Annotated in this window: 22 protein-coding genes; 10 read left to right on the forward strand and 12 right to left on the reverse strand. The window is 73.0% G+C overall.

Annotated elements, in window-relative coordinates:
- Positions 1–23 precede the first annotated feature (23 nt).
- Both AB0J42_RS00330 and AB0J42_RS00335 read left to right on the forward strand, forming a co-directional pair.
- The gene (locus AB0J42_RS00330) at positions 24–389 is read left to right on the forward strand and encodes a DUF2795 domain-containing protein (RefSeq protein ID WP_364286530.1); all 366 of its coding nucleotides are present in this window, start codon (positions 24–26) and stop codon (positions 387–389) included.
- Between the two features lie 3 nt (positions 390–392).
- On the forward strand, positions 393–1,403 hold the full coding sequence (locus AB0J42_RS00335) for a Vms1/Ankzf1 family peptidyl-tRNA hydrolase (RefSeq protein ID WP_364286533.1): 1,011 nt from the start codon (positions 393–395) through the stop codon (positions 1,401–1,403).
- Here AB0J42_RS00335 and AB0J42_RS00340 read toward each other — a convergent pair.
- The 3 genes from AB0J42_RS00340 to AB0J42_RS00350 all read right to left on the reverse strand — a co-directional run bounded on the left by AB0J42_RS00340 (position 1,393) and on the right by AB0J42_RS00350 (position 4,204).
- Entirely contained in the window at positions 1,393–1,977 is a 585-nt protein-coding gene (locus tag AB0J42_RS00340) for an LUD domain-containing protein (protein ID WP_364286536.1), read from the reverse strand. The two genes, AB0J42_RS00335 and AB0J42_RS00340, sit on opposite strands and share 11 nt — an antisense overlap.
- 92 nt (positions 1,978–2,069) lie before the next feature.
- Positions 2,070–3,476: a lactate utilization protein B gene (locus tag AB0J42_RS00345; protein WP_364286539.1), complete on the reverse strand. Its 1,407-nt coding sequence runs from the start codon at positions 3,474–3,476 to the stop codon at positions 2,070–2,072.
- The gene (locus AB0J42_RS00350; protein WP_364286542.1) at positions 3,473–4,204 is read right to left on the reverse strand and encodes a (Fe-S)-binding protein; all 732 of its coding nucleotides are present in this window, start codon (positions 4,202–4,204) and stop codon (positions 3,473–3,475) included. The genes AB0J42_RS00345 and AB0J42_RS00350 overlap by 4 nt, the downstream gene beginning before the upstream one ends.
- Positions 4,205–4,284: 80 nt before the next feature.
- Here AB0J42_RS00350 and AB0J42_RS00355 point away from each other — a divergent pair, with 80 nt between their 5' ends.
- Positions 4,285–4,971, forward strand: a complete 687-nt coding sequence (locus AB0J42_RS00355) for an FCD domain-containing protein (RefSeq protein WP_364286545.1) — start codon at positions 4,285–4,287, stop codon at positions 4,969–4,971.
- A 1-nt stretch (position 4,972) separates the two neighbouring features.
- Here the strand turns inward: AB0J42_RS00355 and AB0J42_RS00360 are convergent, their stop codons facing one another.
- Positions 4,973–6,403 carry a sulfatase gene (locus AB0J42_RS00360; protein WP_364286548.1) on the reverse strand — a complete coding sequence of 477 codons (1,431 nt, stop codon included), beginning with the start codon at positions 6,401–6,403 and terminating at the stop codon, positions 4,973–4,975.
- 80 nt (positions 6,404–6,483) lie between these two features.
- Here AB0J42_RS00360 and AB0J42_RS00365 point away from each other — a divergent pair, with 80 nt between their 5' ends.
- Positions 6,484–7,485, forward strand: coding sequence for an LLM class F420-dependent oxidoreductase (locus tag AB0J42_RS00365; protein ID WP_364288153.1), 1,002 nt, complete (start codon positions 6,484–6,486; stop codon positions 7,483–7,485).
- 14 nt (positions 7,486–7,499) lie between these two features.
- Here AB0J42_RS00365 and AB0J42_RS00370 read toward each other — a convergent pair whose 3' ends face one another.
- Both AB0J42_RS00370 and AB0J42_RS00375 read right to left on the reverse strand, forming a co-directional pair.
- The gene (locus tag AB0J42_RS00370; protein ID WP_364286551.1) at positions 7,500–9,563 is read right to left on the reverse strand and encodes an ABC transporter permease; all 2,064 of its coding nucleotides are present in this window, start codon (positions 9,561–9,563) and stop codon (positions 7,500–7,502) included.
- Entirely contained in the window at positions 9,560–10,393 is an 834-nt protein-coding gene (locus AB0J42_RS00375) for an ABC transporter ATP-binding protein (RefSeq protein WP_364286554.1), read from the reverse strand. Before AB0J42_RS00375 ends, AB0J42_RS00370 begins: the two co-directional genes overlap by 4 nt.
- Positions 10,394–10,483: 90 nt before the next feature.
- On the opposite strand from AB0J42_RS00375, the gene AB0J42_RS00380 reads away from it, so the two are divergent.
- Both AB0J42_RS00380 and AB0J42_RS00385 read left to right on the forward strand, forming a co-directional pair.
- Positions 10,484–11,131, forward strand: coding sequence for a response regulator transcription factor (locus tag AB0J42_RS00380; protein WP_364286557.1), 648 nt, complete (start codon positions 10,484–10,486; stop codon positions 11,129–11,131).
- Between the two features lie 67 nt (positions 11,132–11,198).
- On the forward strand, positions 11,199–11,879 hold the full coding sequence (locus tag AB0J42_RS00385; protein WP_364286560.1) for a DUF4328 domain-containing protein: 681 nt from the start codon (positions 11,199–11,201) through the stop codon (positions 11,877–11,879).
- A 95-nt stretch (positions 11,880–11,974) separates the two neighbouring features.
- Here AB0J42_RS00385 and AB0J42_RS00390 read toward each other — a convergent pair whose 3' ends face one another.
- A complete protein-coding gene (locus tag AB0J42_RS00390) occupies positions 11,975–15,619 on the reverse strand; it encodes a DNA polymerase III subunit alpha (RefSeq protein WP_364286563.1) in 3,645 nt (1,214 codons plus the stop codon).
- A complete protein-coding gene (locus AB0J42_RS00395; protein WP_364286565.1) occupies positions 15,619–15,885 on the reverse strand; it encodes a DUF6504 family protein in 267 nt (88 codons plus the stop codon). The genes AB0J42_RS00390 and AB0J42_RS00395 overlap by 1 nt, the downstream gene beginning before the upstream one ends.
- Positions 15,886–16,140: 255 nt before the next feature.
- Here AB0J42_RS00395 and AB0J42_RS00400 point away from each other — a divergent pair, with 255 nt between their 5' ends.
- From AB0J42_RS00400 to AB0J42_RS00415, 4 genes are read left to right on the forward strand one after another with little or no spacing between them, the layout of a single operon-like run.
- Complete coding sequence (locus AB0J42_RS00400; RefSeq protein WP_364286567.1) at positions 16,141–17,289, forward strand: extracellular solute-binding protein; 1,149 nt, start codon at positions 16,141–16,143, stop codon at positions 17,287–17,289.
- Entirely contained in the window at positions 17,286–18,107 is an 822-nt protein-coding gene (locus tag AB0J42_RS00405; RefSeq protein WP_364286569.1) for an ABC transporter permease subunit, read from the forward strand. The genes AB0J42_RS00400 and AB0J42_RS00405 overlap by 4 nt, the downstream gene beginning before the upstream one ends.
- Positions 18,095–18,946 carry an ABC transporter permease subunit gene (locus AB0J42_RS00410; protein WP_364286572.1) on the forward strand — a complete coding sequence of 284 codons (852 nt, stop codon included), beginning with the start codon at positions 18,095–18,097 and terminating at the stop codon, positions 18,944–18,946. Before AB0J42_RS00405 ends, AB0J42_RS00410 begins: the two co-directional genes overlap by 13 nt.
- Positions 18,943–19,992, forward strand: coding sequence for an ABC transporter ATP-binding protein (locus tag AB0J42_RS00415; RefSeq protein ID WP_364286575.1), 1,050 nt, complete (start codon positions 18,943–18,945; stop codon positions 19,990–19,992). The genes AB0J42_RS00410 and AB0J42_RS00415 overlap by 4 nt, the downstream gene beginning before the upstream one ends.
- Here AB0J42_RS00415 and AB0J42_RS00420 read toward each other — a convergent pair.
- The 4 genes from AB0J42_RS00420 to AB0J42_RS00435 form a co-directional block, all read right to left on the reverse strand.
- Complete coding sequence (locus tag AB0J42_RS00420) at positions 19,989–20,606, reverse strand: LysE family translocator (protein ID WP_364286578.1); 618 nt, start codon at positions 20,604–20,606, stop codon at positions 19,989–19,991. The two genes, AB0J42_RS00415 and AB0J42_RS00420, sit on opposite strands and share 4 nt — an antisense overlap.
- A 6-nt stretch (positions 20,607–20,612) precedes the next feature.
- Positions 20,613–21,560 carry a quinone oxidoreductase gene (locus tag AB0J42_RS00425; RefSeq protein WP_364286581.1) on the reverse strand — a complete coding sequence of 316 codons (948 nt, stop codon included), beginning with the start codon at positions 21,558–21,560 and terminating at the stop codon, positions 20,613–20,615.
- A gap of 106 nt (positions 21,561–21,666) precedes the next feature.
- Positions 21,667–22,512 (reverse strand): virginiamycin B lyase, encoded by an 846-nt coding sequence (locus AB0J42_RS00430; RefSeq protein WP_364286584.1) that lies wholly within the window; start codon positions 22,510–22,512, stop codon positions 21,667–21,669.
- Positions 22,506–24,134 carry an ABC-F family ATP-binding cassette domain-containing protein gene (locus AB0J42_RS00435; protein WP_364286587.1) on the reverse strand — a complete coding sequence of 543 codons (1,629 nt, stop codon included), beginning with the start codon at positions 24,132–24,134 and terminating at the stop codon, positions 22,506–22,508. Before AB0J42_RS00435 ends, AB0J42_RS00430 begins: the two co-directional genes overlap by 7 nt.
- Positions 24,135–24,166 lie beyond the last annotated feature (32 nt).

The raw sequence follows: 24,166 nt of genomic DNA on the forward strand, positions 1-24,166 counted from the left end.
GGCCGCAACGGGGAGGAGTGACGATGAAAGAGCACAGCCGTCGCATGAAGGAACAGCGAAGGCATGGGCCGGAGGAAACGGACGTTCCCGACGGCGATCCGCGTGGCGTCGGCACCGTGCCTGCCCAGGAGTGGCGCGAGCCCGAGCCCGGCGAGCTGGAGCGGGTGCACCGCTACACGCCGAGCCGGGACTCCCGCGCCGGGGTGACCGCGTGGCTGACCGGCGCCGACTTTCCCGCGACCCCCTACGACCTCATGCGGCACGCCGAGAGGATGGGCGCCCCCGACGAGGTGATCACCGTCCTCCGCGCGCTGCCGGCCCGCCGCTACATGACCGTGCCCGAGGTCAGCCGCGCTGTGCGGCTCGGCTCCACGATCCGGAGGTGGTGACCGGTGCGACTCGACTTCATCCGGCCGCTGTACGAGCGTCCTGGACCGTACGCGTCGGTCTACCTGGGCGCGCTCACCGCGCGGGAGCGGGCCACCCTGTGGACGAGCCTCCGCGACGAGCTGGAGCGGGCCGGCGGCGCCGCCTTCGACGAGCTGGAGGAGGAGGTGCGGAGCCCGGGGCCGGGGCGGGCGGTGTTCGCCGCGGGCGGCGAGGTCGTGCTGTCGAAGGTGCTGCCCGGCGTGCCCAGGCCGCTGGTGGCGTTCACGCCGCTGCCGCACGTCACGCCCCTGCTGACGCAGCTGGGCGAGAGCGTGCCGCACCTGCGGGTGATCATCGACCACGCGGGCGCGGAGGTCGGCGTGTACGGGGACGGCTCGCCTCGTACGAGGACCGTCGAAGCCGAGGAATGGCCGCTGCAGAAGACGGCGCAGGGAGGGTTCTCACAGCGGCGCTACGAGAGGGCGGTCGAGGAGACCTGGGAGAAGAACGCGGTGGCCGTCGCCCAGGAGGTGGACGAGCAGGTGCGGCGCGTCGACGCCCAGCTCGTGCTGGTGGCGGGCGAGCCGCATTCGCGGGCGATGCTCTGCGACCACCTCGGCACCAAGTCCACCGACCGCGTCCAGATGGTGGAACGCGGGCACCGCAACGCCACCAGCGGGTTCGAGCAGGACGTGGAGGACGCGCTCGGCAGCTGGCTGGACGACCGCAGGGCCGAGCTGCTGGAACGCCTGGGCGAGCAGGGCGGGCCGACCGGGGTGGCGCGGGTCGCGCAGGCGCTGCGCGAGGGGCGGGTGCACGCGCTGCTGATGCCCGGCGAGCTGCCGCGGCCCGTCTGGATCGGTGAGGGCGCGACGCAGCTGTCGCCCGACGCCGGGGAGCTCCGCACGTGGGGGGTGGAGCAGCCGGTGCAGGAGAGGGCCGACTCGGCGCTCGCCAGGGCTGCGGCGATGACCGGCGCCGAGATGTGGTTCACCGACCAGGTCCAGGACGTGGCGGCGGTGCTCAGGTACTGACGATCACTTCGAGGGTCCGGGGGCCGTGCACGCCCTCGACCCGGTTCAGCTCGATGTCGCTGGTGGCGGAGGGGCCGCTGATCCAGGTGAGCGGGCGGGACGGGTCGAGCCGCGCCACGGCCTCGGGCACGCCCGCCACGATCTGGTCCTGCCGCACCACGCACAGGTGGTAGTCGGGGACGAGGGTCTGGGCGCGGGTGCCCTGGCCGGGGCCGGTGTCCAGGACGATGGTCCCCGTCTCGGCGATGGCGACGGCGCAACCGGTCACCACGCCGTCGGCTTCGTCCAGCTCGGCCAGTGACTTCCCGGCCGGTTCGGCGCCTCCCGACCATTCCGCGGGGAGGCCGTCGGGGATCACCATGCGGCGACCCCGTACCAGCTCCTCGATCACGGCGGGCACCTCGGCGGCGGGCAGCACGCGGACGACGGCGCGGTAGTCGCGCACCCGCTCGGCGAAGAGCCCGACCAGGTCGTCCACCTGCGGCGCGGTCCGGTAGGCGCGCGGGATCTCCACCTCGGGCGCGCCGCGCACGGCCTGCCGGATCCTGCCGAGAATCTCCTCACGCGCGCCCATCCCGCTCCTCACACTCATCGCTCTTCAGACCCACCGCGCTGGGTCCGTTCCCACCAGTCTTTGAAGGGTGGTTCCGGTCCCGCTCACGACACTCACCGCTCTTCGCCTTCGCCGCGTTGCGTGCGCTCCCACCAGTCTCTGAAGGGTTCTTCCGGGATGGCGGGCAGGTCGCGGGTGTCGGTCCAGGCCGACAGGGGGCCGGGCAGCCGCTTCGGGATCAGGTTGCGCAGGCGGGAGGCGAGCCGCTGGGCCGTGGCCAGGCGGGCCTGGTCGCCGAAGACCCAGCCCGCCGCCCGCATGCCGGCGCGCTCGGCGGCGCCGTGCGGCGCCTCGGCCCGCAGGTGGACCAGGACTTCGGGGATGTCGATCGCCACCGGGCAGGCCTCGAAGCACGCGCCGCACAGGCTGGAGGCGTACGGGAGCGAGGCGTCCAGGTCGGAGCCCATGCCGCGCAGCTGCGGGGTGAGGATGGCGCCGATCGGCCCGGGGTAGACCGAGCCGTACGCGTGGCCGCCCGCCCGCTCGTAGACCGGGCACACGTTGAGGCAGGCGGAGCAGCGGATGCAGCGCAGCGCCTGGCGGCCCACCTCGTCGGCGAGCACGTCGGTGCGGCCGTTGTCGAGCAGGACGAGGTGGAACTCCTGGCCCTCGGCCGAGCCCGTCCACGTGCTGGTGTACGGGTTCATCCGCTCGCCGGTGGAGTTGCGCGGCAGCAGTTGCAGGAAGACTTCCAGGTCGCGCCAGGTCGGCACCAGCTTCTCGATGCCGACCACGCTGATCAGCGTCTCGGGCAGGCTGAGGCACATCCGGCCGTTGCCCTCGGACTCCAGCACCACGAGCGTGCCGGTCTCGGCGACCATGAAGTTCGCGCCGGAGATCGCGACCTTGCTCCTGAGGAAGCGTTCGCGCAGGTGGAGCCGGGCGGCCTCGGCCAGTGCGGCGGGCTCGTCGGTGAGCCCTTCGGGGGCGTCGTCCATCCGGTCCAGGAAGATCTCACGGATCTCGGCCCGGTTGCGGTGGATCGCGGGCACCAGGATGTGGCTGGGGAAGTCGTCGCCGAGCTGGACGATCAGCTCGGCGAGGTCGGTCTCGTAGGCGGTGATGCCGTGCCCGGCCAGGGCCTCGTTCAGCCCGATCTCCTGGGTGGCCATCGACTTGACCTTGACGACCTCGGTCTCGCCGGTGGCCTTGACCAGGCCGGTGACGATGCGGTTGGCCTCGGCGGCGTCGCGGGCCCAGTGGACGTGGCCGCCCGCGTCCGTGACGGCCTCCTCCAGCTGGAGGAGGTAGCGGTCGAGGTGGCGCAGCGTCTCGTCCTTGATGGCCTTGCCGGCCGCGCGCAGTTCCGCCCAGTCGGGGAGCTCGGCGAGGACGCTCGCGCGCTTGTCGCGGATGGTGTGGGTGGCTTTGCGGAGGTTGTAGCGGAGATGCGAGTCTTGTACGGCTTTCTCAGCGTTTTTCGGGAAATTTCCGGGCATTCCGAGGAACGTGGCGCTCATCCGTCCGCCTCCGTACTGGCCAGGATCTCCGCGAGGTGCATCACCCGTACCCCCGTGTTCTGGCGGCGCAGCGTGCCGCCGATGTGCATGAGGCAGGAGTTGTCCGCCGCGCACAGCACCTCGGCGCCGGTGCCGAGCACGTTGCGCGCCTTGTCGGCGCCCATCGCGGCCGATACGGCCGCGTTCTTGACGGCGAACGTCCCGCCGAAGCCGCAGCACTCCTCCGCGGCCGGGAGCTGGACCAGCTCCAGCCCGCGCACCCGGCTCAGCAGCCGGACGGGCCGGTCGCCGAGGTGGAGCCCGCGGAGCGAGTGGCAGGTCGGGTGGTAGGTCACCCGGTGCGGGAAGTAGGCACCCACGTCCTCGACCTTGAGCACGTCCAGCAGGAACTCGGTCAGCTCGTGGACCCGCGGCACCACCCGGGAGACGGCCGCCGCGCCCCGGCTGCCGGGTTTGACCAGCTTCGGGTACTGCTCGCGGACCATCGCGGCGCAGGACCCGGAGGGCACCACCACCGCCTCGTACCCGGCGAAGACCTCGGTGAAGTGGCGCGCGAGCCGCACGCCGTCCTGCGGGTAGCCGGAGTTGACGTGCATCTGCCCGCAGCAGGTCTGCGCGGCCGGGAAGTCGACCTCGCACCCCAGCCGGCGCAGCAGCGACACGACGGCCTTGCCGGTGCCGGGGAAGAGCGTGTCGTTCACGCAGGTGAGGAAGAGGGCGACGCGCACGCTTCTCCTTCCGGGGTATGGTCGGACCACACAGTATGGTCAGACCATACAGGACCGCAATCCCCTCGACGGAGGACTCGTTGCCTGATACCCGCCCGAAGCGGACTCGCACGTTCGAGGACGTGCTCGCCCAGCTGGAGCGCCGGATCGCGGAGGACGGACTGACCGCGGGCGACCGGCTGCCCGCCGAGCGGCAGCTCGCCGAGGAGCTCGGGGTGAGCCGGTCGTCGGTGCGCGAGGCGATGCGGGTGCTGGAGACACTCGGTGTGGTGACGTCCCAGGTGGGGCGGGGGCCGGACGCGGGCGCGGTGCTGGTCTCCCGGCCCGACCACGCGCTGACCGGCCTGCTCAGGCTGCACCTCGGGCTGACCGGGCTGGAGCCGCGCGAGGTGATCGACACCCGGCTGATGATCGAGCGCTGGGCCGCCACCCACGCCGCCGCCACGGGGGCCGGGACGTCCGCGCTCGCCGCCGCCTTGGAGGGGATGGACGCCGCCCGGTCGGCGGAGGAGTTCGTCGAGCACGACACGGCCTTCCACTGCGCGCTCGCGGACGCGTCCGGCAACCGGCTGATCGCCGCGTTCATGCGCTCGCTCCGCGACGCCATGCGGGTGTACGCGGTCGAGGCGGTGGAACGGCTGGGCGACACGACGGTGCTGAGGGCAGGCCACGAGCGCATCCTGGCCGCCATCCGGGCCGGCGACCCGGAGGAGGCGTCCCGGGCGGTGACCGACCACCTCGCCGACGCGTACCCGTCCCTCTTCTGACTCAGCCGGGCACCAGCATGTCGGCGGTCAGGCACTCGGCGCCGGAGCAGGAGCGCATCGCCTCCAGGCGGGTGCGCAGGTCCTTGAGGAGCGCCGGGTCCGCGCTCTGGGCGAGGTTGTCGAGCTGGTAGGGGTCGGCGCGCAGGTCGTAGAGCTGCTCCTCCCCCGTCTGGTACACGACGTAGGTGTAGCGGTCGGTGCGCAGCGCGGCGTAGCCCGTCACCGGCGTCTGCGCGGCCGACTTGCGGTTGGACGGCCGGGCGAACTCGACGAGCACGTTCTCCCGCCACCCCTTGGTCGGCTCGCCGCGGAGCAGCGGCGTCATCGACCGCCCCTCGGCGAACGGCGGCAGCGCCGCCCCGGCCAGCTCGGCGATCGTGGGCGCCAGGTCGACGGTGGCGCTCAGCTCCTCGATTGTCTTCCCCGCGGGCACGCCCGGCCCGCGCACCACCAGCGGCACCCTGATCGCCTCCTCGAACGGGGTGGTCTTGCCCTGCCGCAGCCGGTGCGTGCCCAGGTGGAAGCCGTTGTCGGAGGTGAAGAAGAGGTACGTGTCGCGCAGCCGCCCCGCCTCGCCCAGCACGTCGACCACCGCGCCGACCAGGTCGTCCACCCCCAGCATGGACCGCATCCTGGCGCGGTACAGCTCGTCGGCCCGCTCCACCCCGGCCTGGCCGAGCCGGGGCAGCTCACGCAGCCAGGCGGGCTCCCGGCTCACGTCCTCCTGGTCGAACGAGGGCGTCCGGGGCGCGGTGGCCCCGGCGAACGCCTCCGCGTGCCGCACCGGCGGGTTGGCGGGCAGGTGCGGCCCGACGGGCGCCAGGAAGAGGAAGAACGGCCCGCCGCCCGCGGTGATGAACTCGCGCGCCTTGCCGGCCAGCACGTCGGCGAGGTGGTCGTGCTCGCCCCAGCCGTAGTCGACCAGGCGGCCGTCGCTGTTGAGCCGGTAGCCGTACTCCCGGTAGAGGCGGCGCACGGGCACGTGCCAGGTGTCCCAGCCGGGCGGCACGTACGTCGCCTCCACCGGGCCGGGATAGTGGTTGAGATATTTGCCCATGTATCCGGTGCGGTAGCCGGCGTCCCGCATCCACGTCCCAATGGTGGAGCGTTCCAGGCCCAGGTTGTGGAAGCGCGCGAATCCCCCCTCCGGGGCGGTGTTGGTCCACACGCTGTGGCTGTGCACGTACTGGGAGCGCAGGATCGACGAGCGCGACGGGCAGCACCAGGGGTCGGCCGTGAAGAACCGGTCGAACGACGCCCCCTGCCTCACCAGATCATCGGTGATCCGGGGAAAGTGGGCCAGCGTCCCCGCGTCCAGGTCGTCGGCCATGATGACCACGATGTTCGGCGGCGGCGGCCGGGAGGCCCCCGTGGGCTCGGCGGCGAGCAACGACAGGAGCAGGACGCACACGAGACAGCGCAGGACCAGCACAGCTCAGGCGTCCCCGGAGGATCACGCATTGACACCCCCGCCCCGTCCGGCGGTAATGGAACTACCTTCCGGAGGTGTCGATGAAGCTCGGCCTGAACCTCGGCTACTGGCAGCGCCACGCCGACGACGCGACGGAGTCGGTGCTCGCCGCCGAGCGGCTCGGCTACGACTCGGTCTGGACCGCGGAGGCGTACGGCACCGACGCGTTCACCCCGCTCGCCTGGTACGGCGCACGCACGAAACGGATCAAACTCGGCACCTCGGTCGCCCAGATCTCCGCCCGCCCGCCGGTCACCACCGCCATGACCGCCATGACGCTCGACCACCTGACGGGCGGCCGGCTGCTGCTCGGCATCGGCGCGTCCGGCCCGCAGGTGGTGGAGGGCTGGTACGGCCAGCCGTTCGCCAGACCGCTCGCCCGTACCCGCGAATACGTCGAGATCATGCGCAAGGTGTGGCGCCGCGAGGAGCCCGTGACCAGCGACGGCCCGCACTACCCGCTCCCCCTGCCCGGCGGCCTCGGCAAGCCGCTCAAGCTCATCACCCACCCGCGCCGCGCCGGCATCCCGGTCTACCTGGGGGCGGAGGGCCCGAAGAACGTCGCCCTGGCCGCCGAGATCGGCCAGGGCTGGCTCCCGCTCTTCGCGTTCCCGTCCAAGATCGAGGAGATGTACGGGGACGCGCTCGCCTCGCGTGACCCGGGCTTCGACATCGCGGCGATGGTCATGGTGGTCATCTCCGACGACGTCCGGGCCGCGCTCGACGGGGTCAAGCTGATGCTCACCCTCTACATCGGCGGCATGGGGGCCCGGCACCGCAACTTCCACGCCGACATCATCGGCCGGATGGGCTACGCCCAGGCCGCCGAGCACATCCAGGCCCTCTACCTGGCGGGCCGGAAGGACGAGGCGTTCCGCGCCATCCCGGACGAGCTGGCCGACGGCATCTCCCTGGTCGGCCCGCCGGGCCGGATCAAGGAACGGCTGGAGCTCTGGCGCAAGTCCCCCGTCACGTCCCTGCTGGTCATGGGCCCCCGCGACGAGCCGTCCCTGCGGACCATCCGCGACCTGGTCTTCGGCTAGCCGGCGGGGCTCGGCTAGTCGGGGCGGGGTGACGGGTCGGTGGTGACCGCCACCAGCAGCGGCCTGCTCAGCGCGCCCGCCCCGATCACGCCCGCGAAGCCCACCAGCACGCAGATGCCGAGCATGACCGCCCCGCTCAGGTTCGGCGCGCCCAGCATGAACGGCGTCGCGCAGAACACCCCGGCCGCGATCGTACCGCCGCCCATCACGGTGAGCGGGATCAGTGTCTCCGCCCGCCGCGCCCGGTCCAGCACCTCCAGCGGGGTGCCGGCCAGCCGGAGCAGCCCGTACGTCTGACGCCGGTCCAGCACCGAGGAGGCCGCGGTGATGCCCGCGCTGGCGATGGCCACCAGGAACGACACCGACAGCACCACCACCGTCCCCACCCCGACGTCGGCGAGCAGCTGGAACCCGAACCGCTGGTCGTCGGCCTCACTGGTCGGCGTCCGCCCCGGCACGAGCCCGGCCAGCGCCGTCCGCGCCCGATCGAGAGTCGCCGGATCGACGGCGGCGGAGCCCGCTGCAGAGTCAGCCGCGCCGTCAGGAGTGCCGGAGTCAGACCTGCCGGAGCCAGACCTGCCGGTGTCAGAGCTGCCAGTGTCAGAGTTGCCGGAGTCGGCGGCCGGGCCGGGGCTCCCGGTCAGCCTGACGGTGACCAGTTTGCCGGAGTGCTCCACCTGGGCGGGGAGCCCGGCGTCCCGCATCCGCTCGCGCGCCTGCTCGGCCACCACGGCGGGCCGCCCCTCCGGCACGGCCAGCCGGAGCGCCGCCTGCGACGCCGAGCTCTCGAACAACCCCGGACTGAGCATCCCGAGGAACCCGGCGACGAACCCGGTGAGCGCCACCCCGCTGACCGTCCGCCAGGCCGAGCGCGGATCGTCCACGAGCCTGCGCCCCGCCAGCAGCCGGGCCGGTGTGCGGGCGAGCCCGGCGGTGATCCGCCCGATGATGCCGACCACCCAGGGCCCGGCCAGGTTGAGCGAGAACAGGACCAGCGCGATCGCCACCGCGATGACCGTCACGCTGGTCTCCACCCCCACCAGCGGGAAAGCGGCCAGCACCGCCAGCAGCACGAGCACGCGCAGCACCCGCATGCCGGGCGGCGTCTCCCGCCGGGCCACCCCCAGCGGGCTCACCACGACCCGCCTGAGCCCGACGATCGCCGACAGCCCGACCAGCAGCGGCACCACGACGAGCGCGCCCGCCAGCACCAGCGGATGCGGCAGCAGGTCCCCGGCGAACCACGGCCCGCCGCCGATCTCGATGCGCGTCAGCAGCGGCACGGCCACCACGTACGCCACCGTCCCGGCGACCGCGCCGGCGAAGGCCACGATGACCGCCTCGGCCACCGTCATCCCCACCACCTGGCCGGGCGTCGCCCCCACCAGCCGCAGCGCGGCCAGCCGCTGGTCGCGCCGGGCCACCGTGAGCCGGGCCGCGGCCCCGCCGAACACCAGCAGCGGCACCACCATCAGCACGCTCGCGATCATCGCCAGGACCTGGTACCCCTCCGAGTCCTCCGACACCCTGCCGGTGAAGTCCGCGATCCGGGTGGGCGGCCGGCCGGAGATCCAGTCGTCGCTCCGCTCGGCGGTCATGACGGCCGCGTCCGGCGCGTGCCCGACGACGGCCACCAGCTCACTGGGGTGGACCAGCGCCTCCTCGCCCAGCACCCCGGCCACGGCGGGGAAGCGGGCCGCGAGCTGGTCCGCGGGCAGCTCCTCCGCCAGCTCGGCCAGCGCGGGCGAGAGCCACGCCTCTCCCGGCGCGGGGAAGCGCTCCAGCCCGGGCGGCGGCTCGGGCGACCTGCCCGGCAGCGCCGCCACGTCCACGACCGTCATGCGTTCGTCTCGTACGTAGTCGAACCGGGCCGCCTCCACGGCCGTGGCGTCGGCGCCGACGGCCACCGGGTTCCGCCAGGCGTCCCGGTCGCCCCTGGCCTGGAAAGCGAAGTTGGCCGTCACCGCGAACAGCAGCAGCGCCGTGGACACCGCGACCGCCCCCAGCGTCAGCCAGGTGCCGAGCAGCCCGCGCCGGCCGCCGCCCTTGAGCAGCCGCCACGTCAGATCGAGGTTCACGCCGACACCCCGCCCGTCATTCCGCCTTCCACTCCGCCGGACGTTCCGCCCGCTACCCCGCCGGACGTTCCGCCCGGCACCCCACCAAACGTCCCGCCGGACCTTCCGTCCGGCACCCAACCGGGCACCCCGCCCGACATTCCGCCCGGCACCCCACCGGACACCCCGCCCGTCAGCAGTCTGCCGTCGCGGACCTCGACCGTGCGGTCGCACCAGCCCGCCACGCCCGGGTCGTGGGTGACCACGATCAGGGAGGCGCCGTTGTGCTTGGTGGCCTCCACCAGCAGCCGCATCGTGTCGTGGCCGGTCGCCTGGTCGAGCGCACCGGTGGGCTCGTCGGCGAAGACCACGGCAGGCTTGGTCACCAGCGCCCGGGCGATGGCCACCCGCTGCGCCTGCCCGCCGGACAGCTCTCCCGGCCGCCGCCGCTCCATGCCGCCGAGCCCGAGGGGGCCGAACCACTGCCGTGCCGTCCGTACCGCGTCCTGGCGGGAGACGCCGCCGAGCATGAGCGGGAGCGCCACGTTCTCCTCGGCGGGCAGCTCCGGCAGGAGCTGGCCGAACTGGAACACGAACCCGAACCGGGTACGGCGCAGCGCGCTGCGCTTCCGCTCCCCCAGGTCGTCGATGCGCTGGCCGAGCAGGTGGACCTCGCCCGCGTCCGGCTTCATGATCCCGGCCAGGCAGTGGAGCAGCGTCGATTTGCCGGAGCCGCTCGGCCCCATGATCGCCACCGCCTCCGCGGCGTGCACCGTGAGGTCCACCCCGGCCAGCGCCACCGTCTGCCCGAACCGTTTGGCGAGTCCTCGCCCGACAAGCACCTCGTTCATGGCTTCGAGCGTGCCGGGGCGGGCCGGTGCGGCGGATCGGCCATGTGTACGGTCCGCATCGGCCGTTCGGTTGATCCTAGAGTTTGGGTCGTGACTATTCGGGTTCTCATCGCCGATGATCAGGAACTGGTGCGTACCGGATTTCAGATGATTCTGGATGCGCAACCGGACATGAAGGTGGTGGCCGCCGTCGCGGACGGCGCCGAGGCGGTCGCCGAGGCCCGGCGGCTGCGGCCGGACGTGTGCCTGCTCGACATCCGGATGCCCCGCCTCGACGGCCTGGAGGCGACCCGCCTGCTGGCCGGGCCCGGTGTGGAGAGTCCGATGCGGGTGGTCATCGTCACCACCTTCGACCTGGACGAGTACGTGTACGGGGCGCTGCGGGCGGGCGCGACCGGGTTCCTGCTCAAGGACAGCGGGCCGACGCTGCTGGTGGAGGCGGTCAAGGCGGCGGCCTCCGGCGAGTCGCTGGTGTCGCCGTCGGTGACGGTCCGGCTGCTGAAGCACCTGTCGCAGCCCAAGCGCTCCCCCGCGCCGCTGCCGGAGCCGCTGACGGACCGCGAGCTGGACGTGGTGCGCCTGGTCGCCAGAGGGCGTACGAACCAGGAGGTGGCGGCCGAGCTGTTCGTGTCGCTGTCGACGGTGAAGACCCACCTCGGCAGCATCTTCACCAAGCTGGGCACCCGGAACCGGGTGGAGATCGCCGCGTGGGCCTGGGAATCGGGCATCGTGGGCTGATTAGCGAGTCAGCCTCCGGGATACAAGTGAATCAGAACCTCAGCACCTGGCCCGGGGGGAGAACATCGTGCGCGTCGCCCACGCACCCACCAAGCCCACCGGCGTCAGCAGGGCCGCCCGCGCCGTCTACGTGACGTTCGCCGCGCAGACCCTCTCCCTGGCCGCTCTCGTGATCTTCGAAGAGGTCCGCGGCAGGCAGCTCGCCACCGAACTGGCCGCGTTCGGCGGCCGGCCGTCGGGCGCCGACGCCGAGGCGCTGGCGGGCCCGGCGACGGCCTTCGCGGTCCTGCTGCTGCTCGCCGTCGCCGCCACGGTCGCCGCCGCCGCCGCGTACACCACCTGGCTGCTCCGCATCCGCCAGGCCTGCTCCCTGCCCGCCGCCCGGAGCGCGGTGGCCGCCGCCTGGCTCATCCCGGGCGTCAACCTGCTGGCGCCCGCGGTCCTGCTGTCCGAGACCTGGCGGCTGGCCACACCCCAGGAGAGCAGGCGCACCCGGCTGGCCCTGGTGACGGCCTGGTGGCTGAGCTGGCTGACGACGCTGGCGGTGTTCACCCTCGTCCTCCCGCACGACGCCTCCGACGGCCTCACCGGCCTGGGCCTCCTGGAGCTCGCCTGCCTGACCCTGTCGGCCGCCCTCTGCGCGGCCACGGTCCACCGCATCACCGTCCTCCAGCCCGCCCCCGCCCTCCACACCCAATCCCCCACCCCGAAGGTCACCCCCACCACCTCCCTGGGCCGCGCGACCTGACCGCCTGTCACGCAGCGGCGGGGCCGCAACACCACCTCCCAGACCGCACGACCTCACCTCCCGAAGCACCCGTGCAGGGGCGGGTGCGCGGTCTGTCACGCGGCGGTGGGGCCGGAGCTGCCGGGGCTGGCGTGCCAGAGGAGGCGGGGCGGGGTGGTGATCGCCGGGCCGATGTCGGCGTAGGGCGACAGCCGGAAGCCGTTGGCGTACTCGATGGCGCGCCCGCCCACCGGCCCCCGGTCCGCAGAGGGACGGGCGAGGGCGGCGCGGACGGCGTCGAGGCCGCGGGTGCGCCAGAGCGCGTCGAGGTCGGCCAGGTTCCAGCAGTCGAGGGCGCGTATCGAGACCGCGCGGGCGCCGGTGCGGCGGACCACGCCGCGCGCCAGCAGCAGCCACGACCCGAAGACGGTGGCCGCGCAGCGTCCCTGCACGGACTCGAAGAAGGTCAGGTCCACCGGCCCGGTCGAGTCGTCCAGGGTGGCGAAGATGATGCGCTGGCCGGAGCGGATGGCGGGCGTCTGGGTGGCCACCTTGACCCCGGCCACCAGCACTTCGGCGCCGTTGCGGGGGCGCAGCAGGTCCTTGGCGCGGATCACGCCGAGCGCGTCCAGCAGTTCGTCGTGGAAGCTGATGACGTGGCGGCTGATGTCCATGCCGAGGATCTCCAGCTCGGCCTCGACCATCTCCGTCTCGGTCATCTCGGGCAGTTCGCCGGGGGTGACGTGTTCGGTGAAGCCGAGGGGCAGTTGCACCGCGGCCTGGTGGCTGGTCTCGGGGGGCGGTGCGGGTGCGTACCGTCTGCTGCGGCGCGGCCCGGCCCGCACGCCGCTCGACGAGGCGCGCTCCAGCGCGCCGACCTGGGCGATGAGGTCGCGCCTGGTCAGTTCGCCGGGCCGCCAGCGCTCGCCGTGGCCGGGCCGCAGCCCGTGCAGCGCGTCCAGCCCGCCGACCTGCACGATCCGCTCCAGCGTGGGGCGGGAGGGGCGGGCCCGGTCCCAGAAGTCGGCGAGCGAGGTGTACGGCTGGCCCGCCACCATGCGCTCCACCTCGGCCTCGCTCACTCCCTTGACGGCCGAGAACGGCACCCGCAGCGCGTAGCCCGCGCCGATCTCACTGGCCTTGAACTCGCCGCGCCGGGGCCGGTCGGCGCCTTCCAGCCGGGCCGGGTCGACGCGGACTCCGAGCCGTTCCACCCGCCAGTGCCTGGCCGACCTGTTGACGTCGAGCGGGAGGATCCGCACGCCGCACTGCCGCGCCTCATCGATGATCACCCGTGACGGGTACATGCCGGGTTCGTGGGTGAGCACTCCGGCGAAGAACGCCGCCGCGTGGTGCCGTTTGAGCCAGGCAGACTGGTAGGTGGGCAGCGCGAACGCCGCCGCGTGCGCCTTGCAGAACCCGAACCCGCCGAACGCGTCCAGCACCTTCCAGGCCCGTTCCACCTCCTCGTCGGAGAACCCGTTGGCCTTGGCGAGCGGCACGAAGTGGCCGCGCACCTTCTCCCGTCCCTCGGGCGTGCCGAGGCTGCGGCGGAGCATCTCGGCGAACGACAGGTCGCGGCCGGTCATCACCTGGATGACCTTCAGCACCTGCTCGTGGAAGACGATCACGCCGTGCGTCTCCTTGAGCGCCTCGCGCAGCCGCTCGTGCGGGTAGGACGGCTGCCGCCAGCCGTGCCTGGCCTCCAGGTACGGGGTCACCATGTCGGAGTTGACCGGCCCCGGCCGGAACAGCGAGATGTCCACGATCAGGTCGTGTATCGTGCGCGGCTCCAGTTTGGAGACCAGTTCGCGCTGGCCGGGCGACTCGATCTGGAAGCAGCCGAGCGTCCGCCCGGCGCCGATCATGTCGTAGGTCTCCTGGTCGTCGTGCGGGACGTACTGGACGCCGGGGTCGTCGCCGCGCTGGGCGTCGAGGTCGACCTCGACGCCGTCGACCCGCTTGATCTCGCCGAGGGCGTACGCGAGAGCGGACTGCATCCGGACCCCGAGCACATCCAGTTTGAGCAGCCCGGCCTCCTCCACGTCCTCCTTGTCGAACTGCGACATGGGGAACTCCAGCAGGCTGCGCTCGACCGGGGTGCGGTCGCGCAGCCCGGCGTTGCCGACGAGCACCCCGCACGGGTGGAGCGCGATGTGCCGGGGCAGCCCGTCGAGCTTCTCCGCCAGCCGGAACACCCGCTCCAGCCCGGCCTCGCCGAGCCGGCTCTCGCGCAGCTCGGGCAGGTCGTGCAGGGACGCGGTGATCTGCCTGGCCCGGATGTGCGGGAACGCCTTGGCGATGGCGTCGATCTCGTGCGGCGGCAGCCCCATCGCGCCCGCCACGTCGCGGATGGCGCTGCGCGCCCGGTAGGTCTCCATCATGGACACGCAGGCCACCCGCGACTCGCCGTACCGGTCGAAGATCGCCTTGTAGCAGTCGAGCCGGCGCGCGGACTCCACGTCCACGTCGATGTCGGGCAGTCCGACGCGCCCCTCCGACAGGAACCGCTCCATGAGCAGGCCGTGGTCGAGCGGGTTCACCTCGCCGACGCCGATGAGGTAGTTGACCAGGCTGCCCGCGCCGGAGCCGCGAATGGCGCAGCGCACCCCCATCTCGCGGATCATGTCGGTGATGCCGGCCACCACGATGAAGTAGCCCGACAGCCGTTTGCGCTCGATGATGGCGAGCTCGTCCGCCGCCCGTTCCCTGGCCTCGCGGGAGCGGTGCAGGCCGCGCCGGGCCAGCCCGTCCTCGACGCGGCCGCGCAGCAGCGGCACCGGGTCCTCGTCTATCTCCGGCAGGTGGAGGCCGGGCGGGCTCTGGCGGAGCGCGAGCAGCTCCAGCGGGTCGGCGGCGCACGCCTCGGCGAGCCGCCGGGTGGTGCGCAGCAGGCGGGCGATCCGGCTCTCGTCGTGGCCGCAGATCTTGGCGGCGACCTGGGCCATCTCCTTGCCGCTCTTGAGGTAGGCGTGGGAGGTGGTGCGTTCCAGGTGGCGCGGGTGCAGCGGGACGAGCTGGCGGGCCGCGTCGAGCACGTCGCCGATCTGGTGGTCGGCCGGGTCGAGGTAGCGGACGGCGTTGGTGAGCACGGCGGGCACGCCCATCGACTCGGCCAGCGCGAGCATCCGCAGCGCCGTGGCGGCGTCGTGGAAGCCGTACTGGTCGACCAGCTCGATCGCCACGCCGGGCAGCGCGTCGCGCCACCGGCCGAGCAGCGTCCGGGCGTGGTCGTCGCGCCGTTCGGCGACCGCGCGGCCGACGTCGGAGCGGGGGCCGAGCAGCACCACCAGCCCGCCGTCGCCGCCGGCGTCCCACTCGGCGGCCAGTTCGCGGGTGAGGCGGGGGTCGCCGCGCTCGCCGGTGTAGTGGGCGGCCGTGACCAGCCGCGCCAGCCGGGACCAGCCGCGCGACCGGGCCAGCACGGTCACCCTGTCCTGCGCGCCGGGCCCGGTCCGCGGCCGGGCCGCGGCCCTCCGGGCGCCACGTCCGGCACCGGGCGGCTCGCCGTAGCCGGGCAGCGGATGCTGGTCCAGCGCGGGGTCGGCGAGTGCCAGGTCGACTCCGTACACCGGGGAGATCCCGGCGTCGGCGCACGCCCGCGCGTGCTTGACCGCCCCGTACAGCCCGTCACGGTCGGTCAGCGCCAGGATGTCCATCCCGTGCTCGAAGGCCCGCTCGGCCAGCTGCTCCGGGAACGCGGTCCCGTAACGCATCGAGTAGGCGGAGCTCACGTGAAGGTGCGGGAACGGGGCACCCATCAGTCCCACGCCCTCAGGAGCAGCCAGCCCCCGCTGGCGGTGTCGTACCTCAGCTCGTACGTGCCGGTCTCCCGGCCGGGAGTGGCCTCCACCCTCCAGAACCGGCGCTCTCCGGGGTCGCTCTCGCTGATCTTCCACCATTCGCGCGCCACCACCCAGTGGTCGAGCACCCTGCGGACGAGGTAGAGCCGGTCACGCCAGACGAACTGGGACGGCTCCCCGTCTCGGGTCCACACCTCTACCGGATCGCCATAGAGTCTGCTCAAGACGATTCTCCCCGCGGCTCTCGTACCTATGCATGAGCCACCCGGGGGAAGGCGGGCGCTACGACTCGAACATATGTTCAAACGCGCTGAAGCGCAAGTCGGCCCTGCCGTCGCACGCCGCCGATCCGTTCACAGCGAGCAGCCGTCCCCGACCGATCCCGTTCACGAAAGAGCAACGGAGATGGGACTAACTGGTGCCCGCTTGGTTGTCCAAGCGCACCTACATTCCTCGCACATCCCCGGAGTGGAGGCGACGTGTTCACACCTCGCGCTCGTACGGCAGGCGCCATCGCGGCCCTGACAGTGATCACCGCGGCCTGCGGCGCCGCACCAGGAACCCAGGGAACCACGGCCGAAGGCGGGGTCGACGCGCGCACCGCCACCTCGGCCGCCGACTTCGGCGGCTTCGACGCGCTCGTCGAGGCGGCCAAGAAGGAGGGCAGACTGCACGTCATCGCCCTCCCGCCCGACTGGGCGAACTACGGCGAGATCATCAAGACCTTCGAGAGCACGTACGGCATCACGATCGAGAGCGAGGACCCGGACGCGTCCAGCGCCGACGAGATCAACGCCGTCAAGACCCGCAAGGGCCAGGACCGCGCCCCCGACGTGCTCGACCTGGGCCAGTCGTTCGCGCTCAGCGGCGCCGCCGAGGGCCTGTTCGCCCCGTACAAGGTCCAGGCCTTCGACAAGATCCCCGAGGGGCAGAAGGAGCCGACCGGGCTCTGGGTGAACGACTACGGCGGCTACATCTCCATCGGCTGCGACGCCAACAAGATCAACCCCTGCCCGACGAGCTTCGCCGACCTGCTCAGGCCCGGGTACAAGGGCAAGGTCGCGCTCAACGGCAACCCGACCAAGGCGGGCGCGGCCTTCGCCGGCGTGTACGCCGCCGCGATCGCCGAGGGCGGCTCCTTCGACGACATCCAGCCCGGCATCGACTTCTTCAAGAAGCTGAAGGACGTCGGCAACTTCAACCCCGTCGAGACCACCCCGGCCACGATCGAGAAGGGCGAGACCCCGATCAGCATCGACTGGGACTACAACAACGCCGCCTACGCCCCGCAGCTGGCCCCCAAGGGCCTCGACTGGCAGGTCAACGTGCCGACCGACGGCAAGTACTTCCAGATGTACGCGCAGGCCATCAACAAGGACGCCCCGCACCCGGCGGCGGCCCGCCTCTGGATGGAGTTCCTCTACAGCCCCGAGGGCCAGAACCTCTACCTGAAGGGCTTCGCCCGGCCCGTACTCATGCCCGTGATGCAGGAGGACGGCACCATCGACGAGACGGCCGCCGCGGCGCTGCCCGAGGTCGAGGGCGAACCGGCCTTCCCGACCACGGAGCAGGTCGACGCGGCCAAGGAGAAGCTGGTGAGCGGCTGGGACGCCGCGATCTCCGGATGAGGCGGCCCGCGGGGTGGCTGGGCGCGCTGCCCCTGCTCGTCTTCTACGCGTTCGTGTTCGGCATCCCGCTGGCCGCGCTGCTGGCGGGGGCGTTCACCTCGCGCGGCGAACCGACGCTGGCCAACCTGAGGCAGAGCCTGGAGGGCGGCAACCTGACCGCCATGATCGGCAGCGTCCAGGTCTCGGCCGTGGTGGCGCTGTCGGGGGCCGTGCTCGGCACGTTCCTCGCGTACGCGGTCGTCACCTCCCGCTCGGCCGCGCTGCGCGGCGCGGTGCTGACCGCCTCCGGCGTGCTGGCCAACTTCGGCGGAGTGCCGCTGGCCTTCTTCTGGGTGGCCACGCTGGGCAACTCCGGCGTGGTGAGCGGGCTGCTGGGGCTGCCGTCGGGGTCGCTGTACTCGTTCTGGGGCCTGGTGATCGTCTACCTGTACTTCAGCGTGCCGCTGATGGTGCTGGTGATGGCGCCGGCCCTGGACGGGCTCCGGCCGCAGTGGCGGGAGGCGGCGGCGAACAGCGGCGCCACCGCCTGGCACTACTGGCGCCACGTCGGCCTGCCGGTGCTGACGCCCGCCCTGCTCGGCGGGGTGGTGCTGCTGTTCGGCGCGGCCTTCGCCGCCTACGCCACGGCGGCGGCGATGGGCGCGGGCACGGTCGTCCCGCTGGTCACCCTGAAGATCGCGAACGCGCTCACCAGCGACGTGCTGGTGGGCCAGGAGAACGTGGCGCTCGCGCTCAGCCTCGACATGATCGTCATCGCCGGCCTGGTCATGGCCGTCTACCTGCCGCTGCAGAGGAGGAGCACCCGATGGCTGCGGTGACCGGCCTGGAGCGGCCGCTGTCTCCCGGCCCCGCCCGGCCGGGGCGGTCGCGCGCCTGGCGTGCCGTCGTGTTCGCGCTGGCCGGGCTCTACTTCCTGGTGCCGCTCGGGGCGTCGCTCTGGTACACGATTCATACGCCCACGACGGGCGTGTCCTTCGCCCCGTACGCCGAACTGCTGACGGCGGAGGGCTTCATCTCCAGCCTGGCGCTGTCACTGGCGCTCGCGCTGGCCACCATCGCGCTGGTGCTGCTGCTGACGCTGCCCGCGATGCTGGCCGTCCGGCTGTTCGCGCCCGGGCTGCGGCCCCTGATGGAGGTGCTCTGCACGCTCCCGCTCGTGGTGCCGCCGATCACGTTCGTCGCCGGGCTGAGCACCTCGCTGCGGGTCGGGGCCGACGTGCTCGCGCCCACCCCGTTCTGGGCCACGCTCATCGCCATCCAGGACCCGGGCTTCCCCGTCGTGCTCGTGCTCGCGTACGTGGTCCTCGTGCTGCCGTTCGTCTACCGTTCGCTCGACGCGGGGCTGCGCACCATGGACGTGCGGACGCTGGTGGAGGCCGGGCGCAACCTCGGCGCGTCCTGGCCGCAGGTGCTGCTCCGGGTCGTCGTCCCCAACCTGCGCTCGGCGCTGGCCAGCGCGTCTTTCCTCACGCTCGCCCTGGTGTTCGGCGAGTACACCGTGTCCAGGCTGCTCGGCTACCAGCCGTTCGCGGTGTGGATCGTGACCGTCTCCGGCTCGCGCGGGCAGCTGTCGGTCGCGGTCTCGATCCTCAGCCTGCTGCTCGTCTGGCTGCTGCTGCTCGCGGTCTCCACCGCCTTCGGAAGGGAGAAGAAGTGACGTCCAAGGTGGAGTTCCGCGCCCTGCGGCGGGTCTTCGGCAGGACGGTGGCGCTCGACGGCCTCGACCTCACCATCGAGCCCGGCCGGCTCGTCGCCCTGCTCGGCCCGTCCGGCTGCGGCAAGACGACGGCGCTGCGCTGCGTGGCCGGGTTCGAGCGCCCCGACTCGGGGGCCGTGCTGATCGACGGCGAGGACGTCACCGATGTGCCCGCGAACAAGCGCGACGCCGGCATGGTGTTCCAGTCGTACTCGCTCTTCCCCAACCTGAACGCCCGCGACAACGTCGCCTTCGGCCCGCGCGTGCGCAAGGTGCCGGCCGCAGTCCGGCGGGCCCGGGCGGACGAGCTGCTGGAGCTGGTCGGCCTGCCCGGCCTCGCCGGCCGCTACCCGCACCAGCTCTCCGGCGGCCAGCAGCAGCGGGTCGCGCTGGCCCGCGCGCTCGCCCTGGAGCCGCGCGTGCTGCTGCTCGACGAGCCGCTGTCGGCGCTGGACGCCAAGGTACGGGTCGCGCTCCGTGAGGAGATCCGCCGCCTCCAGCTCGACCTCGGCATCACCACGATCTTCGTCACGCACGACCAGGAGGAGGCGCTGTCGATCGCCGACCAGGTGGCGGTGCTCCGCGACGGCCGCCTGGAGCAGGCGGGCCCGCCGGCCGAGGTGTACGACCGGCCCGCCACTCCTTTCGTGGCCGAGTTCGTCGGCACCATGAACCACCTGCCCGGCCGGCTCGCCGGTGACGGCAAGGTGACTGTCCTCGGCCAGGCGCTGCCCGTCGACGGCCCGGCCCCCTCCGGGCCCGAGGTGGACGTCCTCGTCCGTCCCGAAGCCGTCCAGGTCAGCCTCTCCCCCGGCGCCGATCCCGGCTCAGGCTCGGGTGAGGTGGTGGCGGCGTCGTTCCGGGGCTCCTCCGTCCGCCTGCGGCTGCTGCTGGACGGGCAGGAGATCCTGGCCGACGTGCCCGGCCACGAGGCGGCCCGGCTCGCGCCCGGCACCCGCGTCGACGTCCGGCTCGTGGAGCGTCCCGTCCTGGTGGCCGCCCGTTAGTCGACCGCGAGCCGTACACCGAAACCGACGATCACCACGCCCGTCACGCGGTCGAGCAGGCGGCGCACGGACGGATGGCGCAGCAGGCCGCTCATCGCGGCGGCGAACGCGATCAGGCCCGTGCTCCACACCAGCCCCTCGGCCGCGTGCACGGCCGCCAGCAGCAGTCCCACCGCGGCGGCCGGCGCGTCCGGCGGGATGAACTGCGGCAGCATCGCCACGTAGAAGGCGCCCACCTTCGGGTTGAGCAGGTTCGTCACCAGCCCGCGCCGGAAACCGGTGCGGAAGCGGACCTCCCGCGTGTCCGGCGTGTCCGCGTGCTCCCGCCTGCTCGCCAGCAGCATGCGCAGCCCCAGCCACACCAGGTAGGCGGCCCCGGCGTAACGGAGGACGTCGTAGGCGAGCGGCGCGGCGGCCAGCAGCGTGGCCAGCCCGGCGGCCGTCACCACGCCCCAGACGAGCAGCCCGAGCTGGATCCCGAGCGCCACCCCCCACGCGGGCCGCCTGCCCGAGAGCAGCGAGGTGCGGAGGATGAGCGCGGTGTCCAGCCCCGGCGTGATCGTCAGCAGCGCGACGACGGCGGCGAACGACACGACCGAGGTGGTCAGGTCCATGCGCGGCTACGGGATCAGCAGCAGCTTGCCGGTGGTCCGCCGGGCGGCCAGGTCCTCGTGCGCCCGGCGCGCCTCCGCCAGCGGGTAACGCTGCGACACGTTCACGCGCAGCTTGCCCGAGCGGATCCAGCCGAACAGGTCGGCCGCCCGCCACAGCAGCTCGTCGCGCTCGGCCACGTAGTCGGCCAGGGTCGGCCTGGTGAGGTAGAGCGACCCGGCCCGGTTCAGCCGCATCGGGTCCACCGGCGGCACCGGGCCGCTGGCCGCCCCGTACAGCGCCATCAGCCCGCGCCGGCGCAGCGACTCCAGCCCGCCGTCGAATGTGGCGGCGCCCACGCCGTCGTAGACCACGTCCACCTTGCCGCGCAGCGCCTCGGCGAAGTTCTCGTAGGACAGCACCTCGTCGGCGCCCGCCTCCCTGGCCAGCTTCTCCTTCGCCGGGGTGGACGCCGTCCCGTACACGGTCGCGCCGAGCATCTTGCACACCTGGACGAGCAGCTGCCCCATCCCGCCCGCCGCGGCGTGCACCAGCACCACGTCGCCCTCCTGCACCCGGTTCGTCGAGTGGGTGAGGTAGTGGGCGGTCATGCCCTGCAGCATCGCCGCGGCGGCCAGGTCGGGCGCCACCTCCTCCGGCACCGGCACCACCAGGCGCGCGGGCACGACCGCCTTCTCGGCGTAGCTGCCGAGCGACATCGCCCACGCAACCGTCTCGCCCACCACGAGGTCCTCGACGCCGGGGCCGATCGCCGACACCACGCCCGCGCCCTCGGACCCGATCGTGGCGGGCAGCTCCAGCGGGTAGACGCCGGAACGGTGGTAGATGTCGAGGAAGTTGACCCCGCTCGCCGCGACGTCGACCACCACCTCGCCCTCGCCCGGCTCCGGATCCGGCCGCTCGGTGTATTCGAGCACTTCGGGACCGCCCTGGGCGGCCAGCACTATCGCACGCATACCCCTAGTCAACTACGCCCCGCCCGCCACGCGACGGAGGGGCCCGGCGGTGGGTGGTTCCCGTGTGTCAGTACGGGAATCGCGCCGGACTCCGGCCGAGGTGATGTCAGGGGGTCACCCGGGCGAGGGCGCCGGATTCCAGGGCCACCCAGATGGCGCCGTCGGGGCCGGTGGTGAGGCCGTGCGGCTCCGCGCCGGGCAGGTCGAGCTCCCGGATCGCGCCGCCGGTGGTGATGCGGCCGAGCCGGGAGGTCGCCCACGCGGTGTACCAGAGCGCCCCGTCCGGGCCGGTGATGATCGCGTGGGGGCGGCAGGCGCGGTCCGGCAGCGGGTACTCGGTGATCTTCCCCTCCGGGGTGACACGGCCGATCTGGCCCGCGCCGATCTCCGCGAACCAGAGCGCGCCGTCCGGCCCCGCCGTGATGTGCACCGGCGCCGCCCCCTCGGTGGGCAGCGGGTGGAGGGTCGTCTCGCCGTCCACGGTGATCCTGCCGACGGTCCCGGCCTGGTTGAGCGTGAACCAGAGCGCGCCGTCGTCCCCGGCCGCGATCCCCGACGGCATCCCGCCGACGACCGGCAGCGTGAACTCCGCCCGCCGCCCGTCGGCGGCGATCCGGCCGATCCGGTCCGAGCGCATGCTCGCGTACCACATCGCGCCATCGGGACCGGCCACGATCCCGTACGGGGAATCCGCTTCGTACGAGGTCACCTCGGAGTCCGGCGTGATCCGCCCGACCCGGTTCCCCCGGAACTCGGTGAACCACATCGCCCCGTCAGGCCCCGGTGCGATCACGGTCGGGCCGCCGTCCGCCGGGTCCAGCCGGTGCACCACGGGCTCCTCGCCGGGGACCAGCCGGCCGATCGCGCCCGGCTCCGTCAGCGTGAACCAGAGCGCGCCGTCGGCCCCGGTCGCCACCCCGTACGGGGCGCCCTGCGTAATCTTGATCAACATGCGGGTCCTCCCGTGAGTTCCAGTACCGTCCCGCGGAAGCGGTCCCGCAGCGCCCGGTCGTGTGTGGCGATCACCAGCGCCCCGGGAAAGCGGTCGAGAGCCTCCTCCAGCTCCTCCACCAGGGCGGGCGACAGATGGTTGGTCGGTTCGTCCAGCACCAGCAGGTCGTGCTCCCCGGCCATCAGCGCGGCCAGCGCGAGCCTGCGCCGCTGCCCGGCCGACAGCTCGCCGACCCGCTGGTCCAGCGTCTCCGCTCGGAACAGCCCGGTGCCCAGCAACGCCGCCCGCCGCTCATGCCGCGGCCCATGCGGATAGGCGTCCAGCACGTACTGGTTCGCCTCGTACGCAACCTCCTGCGGCAGATAACCCACCCGGCACCTGGCCCGCTCGGCGACGGCCCGCAGCAACGTCGACTTCCCGGCCCCGTTGGCCCCCGTCACCAGCACCCGATCCCCGGCCCGCACCACCAGCCCGGAAGCGGCCGCACAGCCGTCCGCGTCACGAACCGAAGTGACGGACGACCGCGAAGTACGGCCGTTGTGCCCAGAAGCAGCGGGCTCCTGGGAAGTCCGGCCGTCCACGCACTCGGGGGCAGCCACCTCCCCGGCCGGACGACCCGCCACCCGCACGGACTCCCGTGGAGCCTGCTCGATGGCGAGTTCCACCAGCACACCCTGGCGGCCGGTGGCGGTGAAGGTGCCGTGGAAGCGGAGCGGGGCCGGGGGCGGGGGCACCGGGTCGGCTTCCAGGCGGCGGAGGCGTTCGCGGGCGTTGCGGACCCGGGAGGCGACCGAGCTCTGCACCCGTCCGGCGTTGCGGTCGTAGGCCATCTTGTTGTTGTCGCGCATGGCCCGCCCGGCGGCGACCCGGTGCGCGGTGGTGGCGGCGTGCTCGCGTACCTGCCGTACCTCCTCGCGCCAGGCGGCGTGGGCCTGCTCCTGCCGGGCCCGGGCCGCCGCCTTCTCCGCCAGGAACCCGGAGTAGCCGCCGCCGAACCGGGTCACGCCGCCCGCCTCGACCTCCACCACCGACGTGACGACCCGGTCGAGGAAGACACGGTCGTGCGAGACCACGACGACGCTGCCGCGGTGGCCGCGCAGCCGGTCTTCCAGCCAGGTCAGGGCGGACTCGTCGAGGTGGTTGGTCGGCTCGTCGAGCAGCAGCGTCTCGGGTGAGGCCGCCAGCAGGCAGGCGAGGCCGAGCCGGGCCTGTTCGCCGCCGGACAGGCTTTCGAGTACGCGGTCGCGCCCGAGGTGGCTCAGCCCCAGGCCGTGCAGGGATTTGTCGACCCGGGCGTCGGCTTCGTAGCCGCCCCTGGCCTCGAACTCCGTGAGCAGGTCACCGTACTCCTCCATGGTCGAGGCGTCGAGCGCGGTCTCCAGCTCGCGCATCCGCCGTTCGATCGCCCGCAGGCCGGCCAGCGCCGCGTCGATGGCCTGCTGGACGGTGTGGCCGGGCGGCAGGTCGAGCGTCTGGCTCAGGTAGCCGCCGCGGGCGGGCGGCACGGCCTCGCCGTCGTCCGGCTGTTCGACGCCGGCCAGCAGCCGGAGCAGGGTGGATTTGCCGCAGCCGTTGTCGCCCACGACGCCGAGCCGTTCGCCGGGCCGCACGGTCAGGGACACGCCGTCCAGCACCCGGTGCGGGCCGTAGGACT

The organism is Nonomuraea sp. NPDC049649, assembly GCF_040675175.1.
Taxonomy (GTDB): Bacteria; Actinomycetota; Actinomycetes; order Streptosporangiales; family Streptosporangiaceae; genus Nonomuraea.